The sequence below is a fragment of the Pseudomonas sp. AAC genome (assembly GCF_000725445.1).
Classification (GTDB): Bacteria; Pseudomonadota; Gammaproteobacteria; order Pseudomonadales; family Pseudomonadaceae; genus Pseudomonas; species Pseudomonas citronellolis.
Map to the genome: position 1 here is coordinate 240,642 of NZ_KL647094.1, position 20,881 is coordinate 261,522.

The 20,881-nt window shown below is 67.2% G+C and carries 6 protein-coding genes; all 6 read right to left on the minus strand.

The features are described 5' to 3' along the window. Positions 1-73: 73 nt before the first annotated feature. Entirely contained in the window at positions 74-466 is a 393-nt protein-coding gene (locus FG99_RS30700) for a hypothetical protein (protein ID WP_051878328.1), read from the minus strand. Positions 467-820: 354 nt separating this feature from the next. Beyond that, on the minus strand, positions 821-2,230 hold the full coding sequence (locus FG99_RS00985) for a TolC family protein (RefSeq protein WP_043266667.1): 1,410 nt from the start codon (positions 2,228-2,230) through the stop codon (positions 821-823). Further along, positions 2,227-4,371, minus strand: a complete 2,145-nt coding sequence (locus tag FG99_RS00990) for a peptidase domain-containing ABC transporter (protein WP_043266669.1) — start codon at positions 4,369-4,371, stop codon at positions 2,227-2,229. Before FG99_RS00990 ends, FG99_RS00985 begins: the two co-directional genes overlap by 4 nt. Before the next feature lie 13 nt (positions 4,372-4,384). Further along, positions 4,385-5,641 (minus strand): HlyD family secretion protein, encoded by a 1,257-nt coding sequence (locus tag FG99_RS00995; protein WP_043267881.1) that lies wholly within the window; start codon positions 5,639-5,641, stop codon positions 4,385-4,387. Positions 5,642-5,930: 289 nt separating this feature from the next. Continuing rightward, positions 5,931-10,019 (minus strand): VCBS repeat-containing protein, encoded by a 4,089-nt coding sequence (locus FG99_RS01000; protein ID WP_051878329.1) that lies wholly within the window; start codon positions 10,017-10,019, stop codon positions 5,931-5,933. A 1,060-nt stretch (positions 10,020-11,079) separates the two neighbouring features. Next, the gene (locus FG99_RS01005) at positions 11,080-20,277 is read right to left on the minus strand and encodes an Ig-like domain-containing protein (protein ID WP_043266671.1); all 9,198 of its coding nucleotides are present in this window, start codon (positions 20,275-20,277) and stop codon (positions 11,080-11,082) included. Positions 20,278-20,881: the final 604 nt, after the last annotated feature.

Genomic DNA, 20,881 nt, shown 5'->3' on the forward strand with positions numbered 1-20,881 from the left:
GGCTCCCTGTTCCACCGAACAGATGGGAATGCCACCCAGCCAAGCGGTGGCATTCATTCGGGTCGATGCCGGATCAACGCGGGCCGGTGGAGGAACCGCCGCCGCCCACCAGGCTGCCCAGCAGACCGCCGCCTTGGCCGACCTGCGGGGCCGGAACGTTCATGCTCCACCAACCTTCGGCGTTGGCGTTGAAGGTTTCCAGCGACATGCCCCAGCCATTCACCAGGCCGTAGGTAACGGCATGGATAACGCCGAGAACGCCACCGATGACGCCACCGAAGGCACCGCTGGCGACGCCAACGCCCAGAATGCCGCCCACCGAACCACCGGTTACCACGCCCTTCGCCACGCCGGTGCTGAGGGACAGCGGAATCAGCATGATGGCGGCGCCGATGCGACCGATAACGTCATCGATGATGCCAGCGCCGGCGACCATCTCTACTTCGTGAATGTTCAACTCTTGCATTTTCGTACTCCTTGCACATTGAGTGCTTATGTTGGCTTTCTTGCTGCGCTACCACTTATGTGGCGCGACCAGGTGATTGTTCTGTATGGAAATACCCATGACAACCTTAAATCGGCGAACTAAATCGCCATTCAGATTTCCTGGCAAAAGGCCATAAAAATACAACCAGCGAACCTGGAAGTTTCGTACAAAATAATCTTATGAATGGTGAGCGGATAATGGTCGCGAAAGATAGTTCGCGAGCCGAATATATGAATAACCCAGCGTCTCCTGAAGACAAAAAAGCCGCTTCGGTTCATACCGAAGCGGCTTTTGTTTTAGCGACCGGAAATACCCGCTACTTGCCGCCGCTCCTCACTGCAACGCCCAGAACCCCAGGCGGCCCAATCCCGCCGCCAGTTGCAGGCGGGCATTCTGCCAGTCGGCCAGGGCGCGGATGTGCTGCTCCTGGGCATCGGCGTAGGCGCTCAGGGCGTTGAGCAGTTCGATCATGCTGCCGACCCCGGAACGGTAGCGCCCGCGGGTCACCTCCAGGGCCTGGCGCGATTGTTCGACCAGGGCGTCGGTGCTCTTCAGGCTGCGGGTATCGACCATCAGCCGCTGGTAGCTGCCCCACACCAGCAGCGACACCTGCTGCTCGGCGCCGGCCAGGGCCGCGCGGCTGGCCTCGACCTGGGCCCGTGCGCCACGCACCCGGTAGTTACGTTCGAAGCCCTCGAACAGCGGGATGTTCAGTTGCAGGCCCAGGCTCGAATCGCGCTGCCGGGTGTCGCCGTTCAGCGCCAGCGGCAGGTCGTTGCGCGCATGGCTGAGACTGCCGGTCAGGGCCAGGGTCGGCCGGCCTTCGGCGCGCGCCTCGCGGACCTTTTCCTGGGCCGCGTCCAGCCGCGCCTGGGCGGCGATCAGCTCGGGATGGTGGCTACGCGCCTGGGCCAGCAGCCGGTCGATGGCGCCGACGAAGCCGGTATCGGGCATCGGCGTCAGTTCGCTGGACAGCTTCAGCGCGCTGTCCGGCGCCAGCCCCATGCGCAAGGCCAGCGTGCCCAGGGCGTTGTCCAGGTTGCCGCGGGCGCGCACCAGGCGCAGCTCGGACTGGGACGCGGCGGTCTGCGCCTGCAGGCGGTCGGAAAGCGCCGCCGCGCCGGCCCGGTACTTGGCGTCGGCGGCCTGGAAGTTCTCCTCGGCCATGTCCTTGACCTGCTGCGCCGCGGCCAGGGCATCCTGGGCGGCCAGGGCGTCGTAGTAGACCTGGGCGGCGTTGACGAAGGCGTTCTGCAGTATCGCGTCGTGGCTGGCGTTGGCCGCCACCAGCAGGTGCCGGGCGCTGCGCAGCGCGGCGCGGCGCTTGCCGAAGTCGAACAGCACCCAGCTCAGGTCGAGGCGGGCATCGAGGCTCTTCTGGCGGGTCGAGGTCTCGACGCCGTCGAAGTCCAGGTAGTCGGTGCGGCTGCGACCGTCGCTGGCGCCGACGCTGGCGCCCAGGCGCGGCAGGTAGGCCGACCAGGCGACGCCCATCTGCGCCGCCTGGGCCTTGGCCTCGGCCCAGGCCTGGCGGGTCTGCGGGTCCTGGCAGAGCATGCGCTCGATGGCCTCGTCCAGCGCCAGTTCCGCCTGGACGCCGTTGAACAGGCAGGGCACGCCGCCGTGCCGCGCCTCGCTGACCGGCGCCTGGGGCAGCGTGCGCTCGGTGCGGAAGACGTCCGGCCCGGCCAGGGCCTCGGGGCCCGCGGCCAACGCCAGGGCGAACGGGAGGATGCGCTTCATGCCGGCTCGCCCTCCAGCAGCCCGGGGTCGACGGCCCGCTCGCCCACCACCTTGCCGCCGGCGATGACCACCACGCGGTCGGCCGAGGCGATGGTCTCGGGACGGTGGGCGACCATCACCCGGGTGATGTTCAGCGAGCGGATGGCCTCGTTGACGCGGCGTTCGCAGTCCACGTCGAGGTGGCTGGTGGCCTCGTCGAGGAACAGGATCTGCGGCCGCTTGTACAGCGCCCGGGCCAGCAGGATGCGCTGCTTCTGGCCGCCGGAGAGCACCGTGCCCATGTCGCCGACCAGGGTGTTGTAGCCCATGGGCGCAATCATGATCTCGTCGTGGATGGCCGCCAGGCGCGCGCACTCCATCACCCACTCCATGTCCATCGCAGGGTCGAAGAAGGCGATGTTCTCCGCCAGCGAGCCGGCGAACAGGCTGTCGTCCTGCAGCACCGTGCCGACCACGCTGCGCAGGCCGTCGAGGCCGATCTGCGACAGTTCCATGCCGGCCACGCGAATCGCCCCGTCGGATGGCGGCAGGATGCCGAGCATGATGTTGACCAGGGTGCTCTTGCCGCAGCCGGAGGGCCCGACGATGGCCACCGACTCGCCGGCGCGGATGTCCAGGTCGATGCCGTCGAGCACGTAGGGCTCGTGTTCCGAGTAGCGGTAGCGCAGGCCGCGCAGCTCGATGCCGAACTCGCGCTGGCGCAGCAGGTCGGGGTCGATGCCGCTGCCGCCCTGCTCCGGCGCTTCGAGGACGATGTCGGCCAGGCGCTCGCCCTGCAGCTGCAGCATGCGCAGCTCGAAGAACTTGTCGATCAGGCTGCCCACGCGGCTGTCGAACTGGCCCTTGTAGGACTGGAAGGCCATGAGCGCGCCCACGGTGAAGTGGCCGTCCATCACCATGTTCGCCCCCAGGTAGATCACCAGCAGGTTCTCGATGCCGAACAGCAGGCCGTTGACCTGGCCGTAGAGCAGCCCCAGCTTCTGCGTGCGCAGGCCGGCGTTGACCTGCTCCACCAGCAGGCTCAGCCAGGTGGCGCGGCGCTCGGTCTGGCGCTGGAACAGTTTCAGCGGGCGCACGCCGCGCATGGTTTCGAGGAAGTGCGTCTGCTGCCGCGCGCCATGGATGATCTCTTCCTCGGTGGCGTTGCGCAGCGGCTGGTACGAGACCCAGCGCACCAGGGCGTAGAGCACCATGCAGACGATGGCGATGCTGGCCAGCAGCGGGCTGTAGACCAGCATCATGCCCAGGGTGGCGATGGTCATCAGGCCGTCGAGCACCGCCACCAGGAAGGCCGAGGTCAGGGTCGACTGGATGCTGTCGACGGCGCCGAAGCGCGAGACGATGTCGCCCAGGTGGCGCTTCTCGAAATACTGCGTGGGCAGGTTGAGCAGGTGGGTGAAGACGTTGGCCCGCCACTGCACGTTGAGCAGCGTACCCATGTGCATGCCCACCCATTGGCGCACGGCGCCGATGATCTGCTGCATCAGCATCATCAGGCCGAAGCCGATCAGCAGCGTGGTCAGCAGGTCGCGGTCGTTGCTGGGGATGACGTTGTCGATGGTCCACTGCATGAAGAACGGGCTGACCAGGGCGAACACCTCCAGGGCCAGCGACAGCAGCAGCACCTGGCCCAGGGAGCGGTACAGGCCGCTGACCTTGCCGAGCATGCCGAGCAGGCGCAGGTTCGGCTTGGCCTCCTTCTTCTCGAAGGCGGCGTCAGGCCACAGCTCCAGGGCCACGCCGGTGAAGGAGCGCGACAGCGTCTCCACGCCCACCTTGCGGATGCCGTGGGCCGGGTCGTGGATCACCGCGCCGCGGCGGCTCACCGACTTGAGCACGACGAAGTGTTTGAAGTCCCAGTGCAGGATGCACGGGGTGCGCAGCTTGGGCAGGTCGGCCAGGCCCAGCTTCAGCGGGCGCGTGGCCATGCCCATCTGCTGCGCCGCCTCGATCAGTTGCTTGAGGGTGATGCCCTTGAGCGAGACGTTGAAGCGCTGGCGCATTTCGCGCAGGTCGTGGTGGCTGCCGTGGTAGCCGGCGACCATGGCCAGGCAGGCGATGCCGCACTCGGCGGCCTCGGTCTGCTGGATGCTGGGCAGGCGCCGGCCGAAGCGCAGCGCGAGGGAGTCGAAGATAGCCATACGGCGCGATACCTCAGAGTTTGCCGGACAGGCTGTAGAGGGGTTCGAGGACCCATTCGTAGAGTTTGCGGGTTTCCTGCAGCAGGTCGGCCTCCAGCAGCATGCCGCTCTGCAGCGGGCGCGGCTGGCCGTAGGCGCGCACCTGCTGTTCGTCCAGTCGCACGCGGATGCGGTAGTACTGCTCGCCGCTCTGGCCGACGCCCGGCACGCTGCCGGCCATGGCCGCCAGCTCGTTGTACGGCAGCGAGGTGCGCGAGATGGACAGCACCTTGCCGTTGTACTGGCCGAATTTCTGGTAGGGGTAGGCCTGGTAGCGGATCCGCGCCGTATCGCCAACCTTGATGAAGCCCACCGCGCGGCTCGGCGCATAGAGTTCGGCGATCAGTTCTGCATTCTCGGGGACGATACTCAGCAGCGGCCGCGAGGGGTCGACCAGTTGGCCGACCTCGGCCAGCACGGCGGTGGCGATGCCCGCTTCCGGCGCGACGATGCGCAGGGTGCGCTTGGCCTCGCTCTCGCCCAGTTGCTGGCGCACGCCGTTGAGCTGGCGTTGCAGCTCGGCGCGCTGGTTGGCGTGGCGCGCATCGAGCCCGTCGAGGGTGGCCTGCTGTTCGCGCAGTTGCTGTTGCAGCGCCGTGCGCTCGCGCTCCAGGCGCTGCAGGGTCTGGCGCTGGCCGAGCAGCTCGGCCTGGCGCTGCTGGAACTGGTCCATGGAGATGTAGCCCTTCTCCATCAGCCCGCGGTAACGGCCCTCGGCGTCGCTGGCGATGGCCAGCAGCTTGCGCTGGCTCTGCAGCTGGGCGGCCTGGGTGGCCAGCTCCTCGCGCAGGCTGACGACCTTGGCCTGCAGGCTGCGGCGTTCGTCGGCCTGCAGCCGCTGCAGCTTCTCCAGCTGCTGTTCCAGGGACTCGCGGCTGGCCTCCAGCTGATGGCTGATGCCGGCCTGCACCGCCTGGTCCTGGCCACTGTAGCGTTCGCTGGAAAGGCGCAGGAGGGTCTGGCCGCGCTCGACCTTCTGCCCTTCGCGGACGGATTTCTCGATAATCACGCCCATCTGCGGCGCGTGCACCTTGGCCTGGCCGTTGACCGGCAGTAGTTGCCCGACCACGGTGCTGCGCTTGGTGTAGCTGCCCCAGATAAAGAGACCCGCCACCAGCAGGGCGAACAGGGTGGCCAGGGCGGTGAGCACGCTGAAGGATAGCGGGCGTATGAGGATAATCGGGCCCAGCCAGTGGGCGCCCTGCCCTTGCAGGGCCTCGGTGCGGAACAGGGGTGTTTCGGTACTCAAGGTCAGGAGCCTTTGGGTTGTCGTTCGGCGATGGGTCTTTCTACCGATGGAGCCCGGGCGGAAACACCGGGGATGTCCGAATCTGGGGAAGCAAAACGACCTACATCAGCCAGATTTTTCTGAACTTCGAAGAAAGGCCGCCAGGCCGATGTGGGGTCACGAGCCTGCTCGCGCCCGGAAAGAAAAAAGCGGCGCCACCAAGGGGGAGAAAATTCGGCGCCGCTGAAAACGAATCGGTGCCCCGGCGCAAGCGCCGGGGCGGTTCAGGGCCTCAGACCATGATCTGGTGGTTCTGGATCAGGTTCAGCAGGTCGGTACGCACACCCATCAGGGTGATCAGGTCGGTGGAACCGACCTGTTGGCCGATGCCGTCGCGGTCGACGCTGATGATGGTGTTGTTGCCCTCGACGCGGCTCGACAGGTAGTCCAGCAGCCCCTGGGACGAGGCATCCAGCTGCAGCACGCCGTCATCCCGGACCAGGCTGACCGGGCCGCCGTAGCCGAGCATCCCGCGCAGGTCGATGATGTCGGCGTTGCTGTTGTTCAGCACGTTGCCCAGGCCGAAGCCGAACACCATGTCATGGCCGTTGCTGCCATCGGCGGAAACGTCCCAGGCATCGACCGGACGATAGGCCAGGGTGTCGTTGCCACCGCCGAAGAGGTAGTAGACGTCATCGCCACCGCGGCCTTCGAAGCGGTTGCTGGCGGCGTTGTCCATGAAGGCGTCGGCGTACCAGCTGCCCTTCACGGCCTCGATGCCGATCAGGGTGTCGTTGCCCATGCCCAGCGACTGGCCGCTCTGCAGGTTGACCTGCACGCCCTGCTTGGCGAACTGGTAGTCCACTTCGTCCAGGCCCTGGGTGGCGCTCCACTGCTTGCTGCCGTCGGCCAGCAGGTTCCAGCCGCCGCCGCCGTTGATGACGTCGTTGCCTTCGGTGGCCATGAAGCTGTCGTTGTAGCCGGTGCCCACGGTGCCGGCGCCCTGGCTGTCGAAGCTCACGGTCGGCTTGCCGGCGGTCAGCACGTAGGCGTGCTCGGCGGCGCCGGTGACCAGGTTGCCCCAGGTCGGGTTGATCAGGCCCAGGTCCTCTTCGAAGCGGCCCGGGACCATGTTGCCGTTGCCGATGGCAGGCTCGGCCAGCAGCTTGGCGCTGTAGGTCTGGTTCGCGTCCAGACCGTAGAAGTACACCAGGCCGGAGCTGTCGTTGGTCACCCCGGACTGCGGGTTGAGGATCTGGGTGGCGACCAGGCGGCCCGCCGCGTCGAACAGCTGCACGGTGTTGCCGAAGTAGCTGTTCATGCCGTTCTTGTCGAGGATGCGCAGGATCAGGCTGGTGCCTTCCGCCACGTGGTTCTCGTTGCGGATCAGCACCGTGGGCGACGAAGCGGTATCCAGGCCCACATGGTCCTTGCCGGAGGTGCGGTACAGCAGCAGGTCCACGGCGCCGTCGAAGTCGTAGTCCACCGCCACCGCACCGGTGACGTTGTCGTAGGCCTCGTTGCCCAGCAGCTGGCCGCTGTTCATCCAGTCGCCATTGCCCTGGTTGATGAACAGCACCGGCGTCATGGCGGCATTGGTGGAGGACCAGGCGGCGTTCTGCCGCGGCGCCTCGATGACGTCCATCTTACCGTCATGGTTCCAGTCCACGGCGAAGGACGGGCCGCCGTCGAAGTGCACCAGGTTGCCTTTCTGGTCCTGGCCGAGGGCGTCGTTGAAGAACAGCGGGTTGTCGTTGTCCATCCCCAGCCACTTGCCGTTGGCATCGGTGCCCTTGTTCAGGTAGATGCGGCTGTCGTCGGAATTGCCGTTATGGCCGGTGGAGCTGCGAGCACCGCGGGCCAGGAACAGGTCCAGGTCGCCGTCGCCGTCGAAGTCGGCCCAGGTCATGGAGGTGGCCAGGTTGCTGTATTCCGTGCTGCCGGCGCTATCGCTGCGGAACATCCTGCCGAAGGTCTGCTCCTTGCTCCAGCTGCCGTCGCTCTGGGTCAGCAATACGCTCAGGGCGGTGTTGCCGTGCTGGTCGTTGTGACCGGCCAGGTCCACGGCGCCGTCGTTGTTGAGGTCGACGCCGCTGATCTCCGAACCCCACCAGGTGTTGCCCTTGCGCTCCCCTTTCAGCACGCCGTTGTCGTTGTGGATGAGGTTGAAGCCCCAGCTACCGATGGTGTTGTCGACCACGATGAAGTCGGTGTAGCCGTCGCCGTTGCCGTCCCAGGCGATCACGCCGCCGATGTTCAGCCGGTTGGGGTTGTTGACCGAGCCTGCGCTGTAGGTGCCGTCCGCCTTGGCGGTCCATACCGGCAGGTCCGCGGAGTTGCCACTCACATTGGCGATGACGTCCATCAGGCCGTCGCGGTTGTAGTCGGCGAAGGTGGCCTTGGAGATCATGTGCCCGTTGCCGTCCGAGGTGACCTTCAGCGGCTCGCTCAGGTAGCTGGCGCGGTACTCGTCACGGTCCAGGCCGCTGAAGACGTGGCCGGCGTTCTTGTAGGCGGTGGAGCTCAGGGCGTAGCCGGTGCTCTGGAAGAACGACCAGGTGCCGTCGGCGCTCATGGCCATGGCCGCGGTGTTGGAGCCGCGCACCGAGGCGACCGTGCCGCCCCAGCCGGTGTCATGGACGCTGAAGCCGGCCTCGTTGACCGGGCGGTGGGCGTCGGTCAGCACCTGCGGGCCGAAGCCGGAGTTGTTGCCGGCCACGTCCCAGGTGACGAAGCCCAGTTGCTGCTGGCCTTCGGGCAGGATGGCGTCGAAGCTCCAGCGGCCGTCGTTGCCGGCCACGGCGTAGCCGACGATCTTGTCCAGGCCTTCCTGGTAGCGGCCGTCGCGGTTGACGTCCTGCACCAGGGCCACGGTGGCGCCGGCCTCGGCCAGGCCGTACTGGGCGCTGGAGTAGTAGGCGCGCTCGCCGCTCAAGGCCTGCTCACCGAGCTGCGGGGCGAAGGCGAAGGGCACTGGCGAGTCGATGTCGACGACCAGGGTGCGCTCGCCCAGCTCGACGCTGTTGCCGGCGTTGTCGGCCACCCGCAGTTTCACGCCCAGCTGCTGGCTGGCCGACAGCGGTTCGCTGGTGTAGCTCCACAGCTGGCCGCCGTTGGACATCAGCGTCTCCCAGGTCTTGCCGCCGTCCAGGGACAGTTGCAGGTGCTGGCCGATCTGCAGCGCGGCGCTGAGCTTGCCGGACAGGGTGACGCTGTTGTCACGGGTGATGAAGTCGTTGTTCTGCGCGCTCTGCGCGTTGCTGTACTGGCCGGCGATCTCCACCGCGGTGTCGGTGCCCAGCTCGATGCTGGAGTACATGTCCGGCAGCGGGTTGCCGGCGTCGAAGACCACGTCCTGGGCCGCGTAGCTGCTGGCCACCGGGTTGCCCTGGGCGTCCAGCACGCGCATTTCGTAGCGCACCTGGGTGCCGAGGTTGTGCACGCTGGGGTCGATGTAGATCCAGTCGGTGCCGAAGGCCTGCACGGTCTTCCAGCTGTTGCCGCCATCGACGCTGACCTGCAGCTTGGCGCCGGCCGGCAGTTCCTCGCTGAGGGTGCCCAGCAGGGTGATCTTCGAGGCGCTGGTGATGTAGTCGCCTTCCACGCCGGTGTCCGGGGTGATGCCGATGATGCTGACCTTGATGCCTTCCACCGGCTGCGGGGTCACCTCGCGGCTGATGGTGATCTGCTGGGCGGTCATGGCGCCCTGGTTGCCGGCGGCGTCGATGGTGCGCAGCAGGTAGGTGTAGTTGCCGTTCTGCAGCTCGCGCACGTCCTGGTATTGCCAGTAGGCGCCGCTGACGGAGGCGACGTCCTGCCAGGTGGCGCCGGTGTCCAGGCTGATCTGCAGCTTCTCGTTGGCGGCCAGGGCGGTGCTCAGGCTGCCGAACAGCATGGGCGTGGAGTCCACGGTGACCAGCGGTTGCTCGGGCAGGGCTTCGGAAACGTTCTGGATGGTGGCCTGGGCGCTGGGCGGGGTCAGGTCGAGGATGAAGCTGAAGGGCGGGCTGAAGTCGCTTTCCAGACCGTTGCTGCTGTCGGTAGCGGTGGCGCGCAGCACTTGCACGCCCTCCTCGCGCAGTTCCTCGGAGGGGGTGAAGCGCCAGGAGCCGTTGCCCTGGACGATGGTGCTGCCGATCACCCGGTCGCCGTGGTAGACCTTGATCAGGTCGCCGGCGGCCGCGCCGTTGCCGATCAGCGTCGGCGTGGTGTCGTCGGTGTAGCCGTTGAGCTGGACGATGCCCTGGTAGGCCGGCGTACCGGCATCGTCGAGCACGTAGCTGATGTGCGGGGCGGGCGGCGCCACGGGCACTTCTAGCGGATCGTTCTGGGCGAGCACGGAAGCGGCCGCCTCGCGGGACAGGTTCTTGCTGACAGTCATGTGGTACTCCTGAGTCTAGTGTCGAACGGCGGCGGGCCGGGCCCGCCGCCGTTCGTTTGGCAGGCCTGCCGCTTGGCCCCGTCTGTGCGGGCGTCCGGCAGGCGAGGGAGGATGCTAAAAGGCCATCGCTGCCGTGTATCTAAGGCGCTCCCTAAAGTCCGGCAGCATTGGTCGGCGGCTGTCGGTGGGGGGGCGGAAAAGGTTGTTCGCGGAGGGGGTGGGGCGTTCATGGCGGGATGGGGGGAGCCTCGGCGCCCCCATGGGGAGCGGTGTTCTGGCCGGCGGCTCCAGGGGCGCATGGTCGTGGCGTGTCCCGCGTTCGTGGGAGTGACGAGGGGGCTGGGAGTTTCAGGATGACTCCGAATTCACCGCTCGCTCCGAACGGCCCCCTCTCCCGCTTGCGGGAGAGGGCTGGGGAGAGGGTTACGGACATCAACACGGCTCCGGAGTTGAACCTGGCGCCGTTGTTCGCGAATGGAGTTCCGCCGGGAAGGCATGACGTGGCTTCGAAGAGCGCCCTCTCCCTAACCCTCTCCCTGAAGGGAGAGGGGACCGTTGGGCAGGGTCGGGCATTCTGGAGTCAGCCGGCAGCTCCGGCGGTTTCCAGCTGAAACCATTCCCTCTCTCGGCACGGACAGCCCCCTCTCCCTTCAGGAAGAGGGAACCGTTGGGCAGGGTCGGACGTTCTGGTGTCAGCCGGCTAGCACAGAGATTTCCAGCTGAAACCATTTATCCTCTCGGCACGGACAGCCCCCTCTCCCTCCGGGAGAGGGTTGGGGTGAGGGCAACGGACTTCGCCGATGCTCCATCATTGAACCTCCGTCCGCCGGCCAACCATGGCGATGGGTATCGCTTCGCTCAACCCATCCTACGACAGTATTTTCCCAGCGCCGATAGGAGCGGACTCTGTCCGCGATTCGCGCGCAGGGCGCGCGCCTACAGGCCCGCTCGATAATGGGCGCAGCGTGTTTTTCAGGCGAAAAAAAACGGCACGGGCTTGCGCCCATGCCGCCTGAAAACCGGGCCGCCCGGCGCCGAAGCGCCGGACGGGCCGGGTCGGTCAGACCAGCTGCTGCTGTTGCAGCGCCAGCAGGTCCTGTTTCACCAGCATGCTGTCGGGCACTGGCGCCTCGGCTGCCGGCGGGGTTGCCGCCACGCCCGGAGCCTGTGCCCCGGCCGGTGCCTGCAGCAGGCCCTGCAACGACAGCGGCTGCGCTTGCGCGACCGGCTCCTGGTGCAGTTCCAGCGCCGCGAACAGCCCGGCCATCAGCGCTTCCTCGCCCCCCAGGGGCTCGGCCAGCACCTGCGGTTGCAGCACGCTGTCCTCGAGGAAGATGGTGAACGGACCGGTGGGCGCCAGCCCTTCGGCCTCGGCCACCAGGCTCACGGAACCGTCGGGGTTGGCCAGAAGGCTCAGGTCGCTGGTGGTGATGTACCAGTAACCATCCTCATCCACCGTCTGCGAGCCCACCGCTACGCCGTTGGCATAGAGCGTCACTGTGGTGCCCAGCGGCGAGGAACCCTTGACCGTCAGAGTCACGTCCTCGGTGAAGTCCTCCTTCTGCAGGTAGACGCCAGCGACGTCGTCGCGCACGTTGATGATCGACGGGTCGGCAGCGATCGGCAGGGCGATGGTGAAGTCCCAGGGCTCGCTGAGCGGGCCCACGTTGCCGGCTTCGTCCACCGCGCAGGCCTGCAGGCTGTGCTTGCCCGACTGCAGCGGCAGGCGCGGTTCGAACGCCCACTCCAGGGTGGTCTGGTTGACCGTGGCCGAGCCGAGGAACTTGCCATCGTCGTAGACGTACACGTACTTCACGCCGAAGGTGTCGACCTGGCCATAGAAGTTCGGCCAGGGGTCGTCGGTCTTCCCGCCCTTCGGCACATCGCCCCAGTCCGTCTCGGGGTTCGGTCCGATCATGTCGTACAGCCCCAGGTTGGTGACACGGCCCGGTGCGGTGACATCCACGGTGAAGTTCCAACCGACGCTGCGCTCGCCTTCGTTGCCGGCCTCGTCCACGGCGGCGGCGCTGAAGCGATGCACGCCTTCGTAAAGCGCCTCCTCCGGCGTGAAGCTCCAGTTGCCCTCGGCGTCCACCGAAACACTGGCGATCAGCAGGCTGCCGTCGTAGATGTTCACCCACTTGGCGCCGATGGCCTGGCCGCTGAAGGTCGGCGTGGCGTCGTTGGTCAGGCCGCTCTGCTCGATGGTGCCGGTGATCAGCGGTTCGTCGTCGACCAGGTCCAGGCCGGTGACGGCTTCCGGTGCCTGGGTGTCGACGGTGAAGCTCCACTCCAGGCTTTCGCTCGGCGTGCCGCTGGCGGTTTCGGCCACCAGGCTCAGGCTGTACTCGCCGTCGGCCAGTTCCGGCAGCTCGAACTGCCAGTTGCCGTCGCCATCGACCAGTGCGCTGCCCAGCAGCGTCTGGCCGTCATGGATGAGCACCCGCACCGCGCCGTTGCCGGCCGTGCCGGAGAGCATCGGCTGGGCGTCGTTGGTCAGCCCGCCCTGGGCGATCTCGCCGAGAATGCCTTCGACATCGTCGTAGACCGAATCGAGGCTGAGGGTCGGCACCTGGGCCTGTACCGTGAAGTCCAGCGACTCGCTGGGCTCGCTGGCGTTGCCGGCCGGGTCGGTGACCACCACGCTGAGGCTGTGGTCGCCCTCTTCCAGCGGCTGTTCCGGGGTGAACTCCCAGTTGCCGTTCTCGTCGATCACGACCGTGCCGATCACCTCGCCGTTGTCGAGGATGCTCACGGTGTCGCCCGGCTCGCCCGAACCGCTGAGGGTCGGCTGGGTTTCGTCGGTCACGCTGCCCGGCTCGATCGGGCCAGTGATGGCGCCGGTGTTGTCCTCGGCGGTCACCATGCCCGGTTGTTCCGGCGCGGTGGTGTCGAGGATGACGGAGACCGCAGCGGTCTCTTCGCTGTGGCGACCAGCCGGGTCCTGCGCCTTGGCGGTGATGGCGTGCTCGCCATCGCCGGCCAGCGGCAGTTCGGCGCTCCAGTTGCCCTGCTCGTCGGCGGTGGCGCTGGCGACCAGTTCGCCGTTCACATACAGCAGCACCAGGTTGCCGGCATCGGCGCTGCCGTTGACGGTCAGGCTGGTGTCGTCGGTGACGTCGCCGTCGTTCAGCAGGCCGGTGACCGAGCCCAGGTCGTCGCGGATTTCATCGATGACCGGCAGCTGCGGCAACGGGGTTTCCTCGCCCACCACGGTGAAGCCGATGCTGTCGCTGGCCTCGCCCACTTGGCCGATGGCGTTCACCGGGCGGGCGGAGATGCTGTGCTCGCCGCTCTCCAGTTCCGGCGCCTGGAAGCTCCAGTTGCCGTCGCCGTCCACCAGGGCGGTGCCCAGCAGGGTCTCGCCATCGTAGATTTCCACCCAGGCGGCTTCGCCTTCGACATGGCCCTGTACCAGCGGCGCGGCATCGTCGGTGGAGTCACCGTTGACGATGGCGCCGGTGACGGGATCGACGTCGTCGATCAGCTCGATGCGGTCGATGAGCATGGCCGGTACGCTGCTGTCGACGCTGAAGTCCAGGGACTCGCTCGGCTCGCTGGCGTTGCCGGCCGGGTCGGTGACCACCACGCTGAGGCTATGGTCGCCCTCCTCCAGCGGCTGCTCGGGAGTGAATTCCCACTGGCCGTTCTCGTCGATCACGACCGTACCGATCACTTCACCGTTGTCGAGGATGCTCACGGTGTCGCCCGGCTCGCCCGAACCGCTGAGGGTCGGCTGGGTTTCGTCGGTCACGCTGCCCGGCTCGATGGGGCCGGTGATGGCGCCGGTGTTGTCCTCGGCGGTCACCATGCCCGGCTGTTCCGGCGCGGTGGTGTCGAGGATGACGGAGACCGCAGCGGTCTCTTCGCTGTGGCGACCAGCCGGGTCCTGCGCCTTGGCGGTGATGGCGTGCTCGCCATCGCCGGCCAGCGGCAGCTCGGCGCTCCAGTTGCCCTGTTCATCGGCGGTGGTGCTGGCGACCAGTTCACCGTTCACGTACAGCAGTACGAGGTTGCCGGCATCGGCGCTGCCGTTGACGGTCAGGCTGGTGTCGTCGGTGACGTCGCCGTCGTTCAGCAGGCCACTGACCGAACCCAGGTCATCAAGGATTTCGCTGATGACCGGTGCCTCCGGCTGTGCGACCTCTGGGCCCACCACTTCGAAGCGGATGCTTTCGCTGGCTTCGCCGGTCTTGCCGAGGGCGTCCACCGGTACGGCGCTGAAGGCGTGCTCGCCGCTTTCCAGCTCCGGCGCCTGGAAGCTCCAGTTGCCCTGGGCGTCCACCGCGGCGGTGCCCAGCAGGGTTTCGCCGTCGTAGACCTCCACGTACTTCGCCTCGCCTTCGACATGGCCCTGCAGCAGCGGCGTGGTGTCGTCGGTCTTGTCGCCATCGGCGATCAGGCCGGTGAGCGGACCGAAGTCATCCACCAGCTCGATGCTGTCGATGACCAGGTTGGCCGCCGCGGTGTCCACGGTCAGTTCGAACGGACGGGTCGGCTTGCTTTCGTTGCCCGCGACATCGCTGGAAGTAACGGTCAGGCTATGGGCGCCATCGGCCAGTTCCGGCAGTTCCAGGCTCCAGTCGCCGTTCTCGTCGGCGAGGGTGCTGCCGACCAGGACGTCATTGTCATAGACCTTGACCAGGCCGTTGGGCTCGGCCTCGCTGCCCTGCAGGGTCGGGGTGGCGTCGTCGGTGGTGTCGCCGCTGGCCAGCGCGCCCTGGAGCAGGCCGGCGCTGTCCAGCACGGCGTCGAGGATCGGACGGTCCGGGGCATCGGTGTCGATCAGCAGGCTGAACTCGGCCTGGGCGGTGGCGCCGGTGACGCTCTGCACCTCGGCGGTGTAGTGGTGCTCGTCGTCGGACTGGCCCACCGACAGGCGCAGGCTCCAGTTGCCTTCGGCATCGGCGACCACACTGCCGAGAACGAGCCCGGCCTCGGAGAGGATCACCAGCGCGCCCGCGGTAGCGGTGCCCACCAGAGTCGGCTGCCGGTCATTGGTGATGCCGCCGTTGGCCACCTCGCCAGTGATGCTCTCGACCTGATCGAGGGCCATGTCGATGGTGACGAACACGGGCGTGGAATCCACCACGAAGTCCAGGGCCTCGCTGGGCTCGCCGACGTTGCCGGCCGCATCGGTGATGACCACGCTGATGCTGTGGTCGCCGTCCTCCAGCGGCTGTTCCGGGGTGAACGTCCAGTTGCCGCTCTCGTCGACGGTGGCGGTGCCGATCTCCTCGCCGTTATCGAGGATGCTCACGGTATCGCCCGGCTCGCCCGAACCGCTGAGGGTCGGCTGGGTTTCGTCGGTCACGCTGCCCGGCTCGATGGGCCCGGTGACGGGGCCGGTGCTGTCCTCGGCGATGACCATGCCCGGCTGTTCCGGCGCGGTGGTGTCGAGGGTGACGGAGACCGCAGCGGTCTCTTCGCTGTGGCGACCAGCCGGGTCCTGCGCCTTGGCGGTGATGACCTGTTCGCCATCGCCGGCCAGCGGCAGTTCGACGGTCCAGTTGCCCTGCTCGTCGGCCACCACGCTGGCGGCCAGTTCACCGTTCACATACAGCAGCACCAGGTTGCCGGCATCGGCGCTGCCGTTGACGGTCAGGCTGGTGTCGTCGGTGACGTCGCCGTCGTTCAGCAGGCCGGTGATCGAACCCTGGTCGTCGCGGATTTCGTCGATGACCGGCGGCTGCGGCAGATCGGTTTCCTCACCCACCAGGGTGAAGGCGATGCTGTCGCTGGCTTCGCCGACCTGGCCGATGGCGCTCACCGGGCGGGCGCTGATGCTGTGCTCGCCGCTCTCCAGTTCCGGCGCCTGGAAGCTCCAGTTGCCTTCGGCGTCCACCAGGGCGGTGCCCAGCAGGGTTTCACCGTCGTAGATTTCCACCCAGGCGGCTTCGCCTTCGACATGGCCCACCACGGTCGGGGTGGCGTCGTCGGTGGAGCTGCCGTTGGCGATGGCGCCGACTACCGGACCGAAGTCGTCCTGCAGTTCGAGATGGTCGATGACCATCGGCGCCACGCTGCTGTCGACGCTGAAGTCCAGGGATTCGCTCGGCTCGCTGGCATTGCCGGCCGGGTCAGTGACCACCACGCTGATGCTATGGTCGCCCTCCTCCAGCGGCTGCTCAGGCGTGAACGCCCACTGGCCGTTCTCGTCGATCACGACCGTGCCGATCACCTCGCCATTGTCGAGGACGATCACGGTGTCGCCCGGCTCGCCCGAACCGCTGAGGGTCGGCTGGGTTTCGTCGGTCACGCTGCCCGGCTCGATGGGGCCGGTGATGGCGCCGGTGTTGTCCTCGGCGGTGACCATGCCCGGCTGTTCCGGCGCGGTGGTGTCAAGGATGACGCTGACCGGTGCAGTCTCGTCGCTGTGGCGGCCAGCTTCATCCTGCGCCTTGGCGGTGATGACCTGTTCGCCATCGCCAGCCAGCGGCAGTTCGGCAGTCCAGTTGCCCTGCTCGTCGGCTATCACGCTGGCAGCCAGTTCGCCGTTGACGTACAGCAGCACCAGGTTGCCGGCACCGGCGCTGCCGTTGACGGTCAGGCTGGTGTCGTCGGTGAGGTCTCCGTCGTTCAGCAAGCCGCTGACCGAGCCCTGGTCATCGAGGATTTCGCTGATGACAGGTGCGTTCGGCAGGGCGACCTCCGGGCCCACCACTTCGAAGCGGATGGTTTCGCTGGCTTCGCCGGTCTTGCCGAGGCTGTCCACCGGTACGGCGCTGAAGGCGTATTCGCCGCTTGCCAGCTCCGGCGCCTGGAAGCTCCAGTTGCCCTGGGCGTCCACCGCGGCGGTGCCCAGCAGGGTTTCGCCGTCGTAGATTTCCACGTAGGCGGCATTCGTCCCTTCGACGTGGCCCTGCAGCAGCGGCGTGGTGTCGTCGGTCTTGCCGCCGTCGGCGATAAGGCCCTGGACCTCACCGAAGTCGTCCACCAGCTCGATGCTGTCGATGACCAGGTCGGCCACCGCGGTGTCCACGGTCAGTTCGAACGGACGGGTCGGCTTGCTTTCGTTGCCCGCGGCATCGCTGGAGGTGACGGTCAGGCTATGGGCGCCATCGGCCAGCTCCGGCAGCTCCAGGCTCCAGTCGCCGTTCTCGTCGGCGAGGGTGCTGCCGACCAGGGTGCCGTTGTCGTAGACCTTGACCAGGCCGTTGGGCTCGGCCTCGCCGCCCTGCAGGGTCGGGGTGGCGTCGTCGGTGGTGTCGCCGCTGGCCAGCGCGCCCTGGACCAGGCCGGCGTTGTCCAGCACGGCGTCGAGGATCGGGCGGTCCGGGGCATTGTTGTCGATCACCAGGACGAAGTCGGCCTGGGCGAACTCGCCGGTGGCGCAACGGACTTCCGCGGTGTAGGTGTGGGGTCCTTCGGACTGGTTACGGTCCAGGGTGATGCTCCAGTTGCCCTCGGCGTCGGCGACCGCGCTGCCGAGCACCAGCCCGGCCTCGGAAAGGACTACCAGCGCGCCGGCGGTGGCGGTGCCCACCAGGGTCGGCTGCAGGTCATTGGTGATGCCGCCGCTGGCCACGTTCTCCAGGCCCGGCTCGACGTCGTCCAGGGCGTGGTCGATGCTCACCTGCGGCGCCTCGCTCCAGACGCTGAATTCCAGCGCGTCGCTGGGCTCGCTGAGGTTGCCGGCGGCGTCCTGGGCCTGCACGGTGATGCTGTGCGAACCGTCGGCCAGCGGCGGCTCGGGGGTGTAGCTCCAGTTGCCCTGGGCATCGGCCACCACGCTGCCCAGGGGCACGCCGTTGTCGCTGATGATGACCGTGGAGCCCGGCTCGGCCTGGCCGCTGAATTCCGGGGTGTTGTCGTTGGTGGCGCCATGCTGGGTGATCGGGCCCTGCACCACGCCTTCGTTATCGTCGGCGCCCACCTGTTCCGGCTTGTCCGGCGCGGTGGCGTCGAGAGTGATGGATACCGGAGCGGTTTCGTCGCTGTGGCGGCCGGCATCGTCCTGGGCCTTGGCGGTGATGACCTGTTCGCCATCGCCGGCCAGCGGCAGTTCGGCAGTCCAGTTGCCCTGCTCGTCGGCCACCACGCTGGCGGCCAGTTCGCCGTTCACGTACAGCAGCACGAGCTTGCCGGCTTCGGCGCTGCCCTTGAGCGACAGGCTGGCGTCGTCGGTGAGGTCGCCATCGTTCAGCAGGCCGGTGACCGAGCCCTGGTCGTCGAGGATTTCATCGATGACCGGCAGTTGCGGCAGCGGGGTTTCCTCGCCCACCACGGTGAAGCCGATGCTGTCGCTGGCCTCGCCCACTTGGCCGATGGCGTTCACCGGACGGGCGGAGATACTGTGCTCGCCGCTCTCCAGTTCCGGCGCCTGGAAGCTCCAGTTGCCGTCGCCGTCCACCAGGGCGGTGCCCAGCAGGGTCTCGCCATCGTAGATTTCCACCCAGGCGGCTTCGCCTTCGACATGGCCCACCACGGTCGGGGTGGCGTCGTCGGTGGAGCTGCCGTTGGCGATGGCGCCGACTACCGGACCGAAGTCGTCCTGCAGTTCGAGATGGTCGATGACCATGGCCGGTACGCTGCTGTCGACGCTGAAGTCCAGGGACTCGCTGGGCTCGCTGGCGTTGCCGGCCGGGTCGGTGACCACCACGCTGATGCTGTGGTCGCCCTCTTCCAGCGGCTGTTCCGGGGTGAATTCCCATTGGCCGTTTTCATCGACCACGACAGTGCCGATCACCTCGCCGTTGTCGAGGATGCTGACGGTGTCGCCCGGCTCGCCCGAACCGCTGAGGGTCGGCTGGGTTTCGTCGGTCACGCTGCCCGGCTCGATGGGGCCGGTGATGGCGCCGGTGTTGTCCTGGGCATCCACCATGCCCGGCTGTTCCGGCGCTATGGTGTCGAGGGTGATGGACACCGGGGCGGTTTCGTCGCTGTGGCGACCGAAGTCGTCCTGGGCCTTGGCGATGATGACATGCTCGCCATCGCCGGCCAGCGGCAGTTCGGCGGTCCAGTTGCCGTTTTCGTCGGCGACTGCGCTGGCGGCCAGTACCCCACCGACATACAGCAATACGAGGTTGCCGGCCTCGGCGTGGCCCTTGAGCGACAGGCTGGTGTCGTCGGTGACGTCGCCATCGTTCAGCAGGCCGCTGACCGAGCCCTGGTCGTCACGGATTTCCTCGATGACCGGCGGCGACAAGGGCGGCACATCCGGCCCGGCCACTTCGAAGTCGATGGAGGCACTCTTGCCATAGTTCTCGGCGGCGTCCAGCGGGAAGACTTCGAGGTGGTGCGCGCCGGAAGCCAGTGCGTCCGGGGTGTACTCCCAGTTGCCCAGATCATCCACCAGCACCCGCGCCAGGACGTTGCCGTCGAGGAGGATTTCCACCCACTTGACGCCGTTGTCGGCAGCGTTCGCCACCTGGCCCTCGAGCCTCGGGGTGGTGTCGTCGGTCTTGCCGCCGGCGGCGATGACCCCGGTGACCGGGCCGAAGTCGTCGTGCAGGATGAAGCTCACCACGGCATCGTCATCGGGCGGGATCGTGTCGAGCGTCAGTTCCAGTTGCTGGAAGGGCTTGTACTGCCCCCCTTCGGTATGCACGTTGCCGGCGGCATCGATCATGAAGAACTTGAGCGTATAGTCCCCCTGCTGCTCCGCCAGCTCATCTGGCCACTCACAGCGCCAGGAACCATCACTGCCGATCTCGGCCGTGACAGTGACCTTCTCCGTGCCATAGTGAATTTCCAGCAGCACGGCATGCATGTCCGCTACGCTGGCCTGGCCGGCGAACTTGCCCACGAAGCTCGGCTGCGCATTGGCCTGCACCTGGCCACCGTCCATCGCCAACGGGCGCTCGCCGGCCAGCACTTGCAGGGGCTCTTCCAGCTCGACCGGCTCCGGCAACTGGTTATCGAAGGTCACCCGGTAGGGGTCGGAATCGACGCCGTCGACGGTGATGTAGAAATCGACCACGCCATCCTGGAACGGCATGTCGATGTCCAGGGACCAGGTGCCGTTCTTGCGTACCACGGCGCTGCCCAGGTCCTGCACCTCACCGGATTCGAGAACGACGCGGATGAACACTTCCTGGTTCACCGTAAGGCCGGAGCCCGTGAAGGTCGGCGTCTTGTCGTTGGTATATCCGCCCGACTCGACCACGCCCTTGAGCTTGCCGATATCGTCCACGATGAGGAATTGGGGCTTGTCCGCACGCGGCGCGGGCGCGCCCTGTCCGGCGGATGCGTCCTGTGCAAAGGGCAGGCTGGCCTGCGGCCGGTCCTGATCGTCGTTCCAGTTCTTGTCGGTCATGCGCCGAGACTCCTTCAAATCGTCAATTGGCAGTCATCGCCACCCGGTGTGCGGGAGGCTGAAATCAGCGGGCAACGAACGCCGGCGCCGCCGGCGATGCCCCACCGGCGATCCTAGGCAAATCGCCAGCGACCTCCCTTCAGGAATCCCTTAAAGGCCGGGGCATTCAGGTGGATGTCTGAGGGGTGGGTGGAAGCACGGCGTGGCGGTACCCTGCCCCGTTTGCGGGGAGGGTTGGGGGACGGAGTGCAGGTTTGGCGATGGAGTAGCGGCGGAGTCCGTTGCCCTCACCCCAGCCCTCTCCCGGAGGGAGAGGGGGCTGTTTCGTGCCACCGGAGCGTCCGGCGTGGCCGATGAATCCTACGGATTTCCGACGGGGTTGCGGCAGGGATTGGGGCTCTGCAAAGAGCGCCCTCTCCCCAGCCCTCTCCCGCAAGCGGGAGAGGGGGCTGTCCTGAGCGAAGGGAGAATCCTGAGTCATCCTGAAACACCTGCCCCCACCTCGTCATTCCCGCGAACGCGGCAACCCAGTGACTGCGGGGTTCGCGAGCAAGCTCGCTCCTACGAAAAGCAAAAGCGCGTTTGCTCTTGGACTTCCAGAGAA

Coding starts and splice junctions, on each gene's coding strand:
- FG99_RS30700 (WP_051878328.1), bottom strand. CDS start 466: ATGCAAGAGTTGAACATTCACGAAGTAGAGATGGTCGCCGGCGCTGGC.
- FG99_RS00985 (WP_043266667.1), bottom strand. CDS start 2,230: ATGAAGCGCATCCTCCCGTTCGCCCTGGCGTTGGCCGCGGGCCCCGAG.
- FG99_RS00990 (WP_043266669.1), bottom strand. CDS start 4,371: ATGGCTATCTTCGACTCCCTCGCGCTGCGCTTCGGCCGGCGCCTGCCC.
- FG99_RS01000 (WP_051878329.1), bottom strand. CDS start 10,019: ATGACTGTCAGCAAGAACCTGTCCCGCGAGGCGGCCGCTTCCGTGCTC.
- FG99_RS01005 (WP_043266671.1), bottom strand. CDS start 20,277: ATGACCGACAAGAACTGGAACGACGATCAGGACCGGCCGCAGGCCAGC.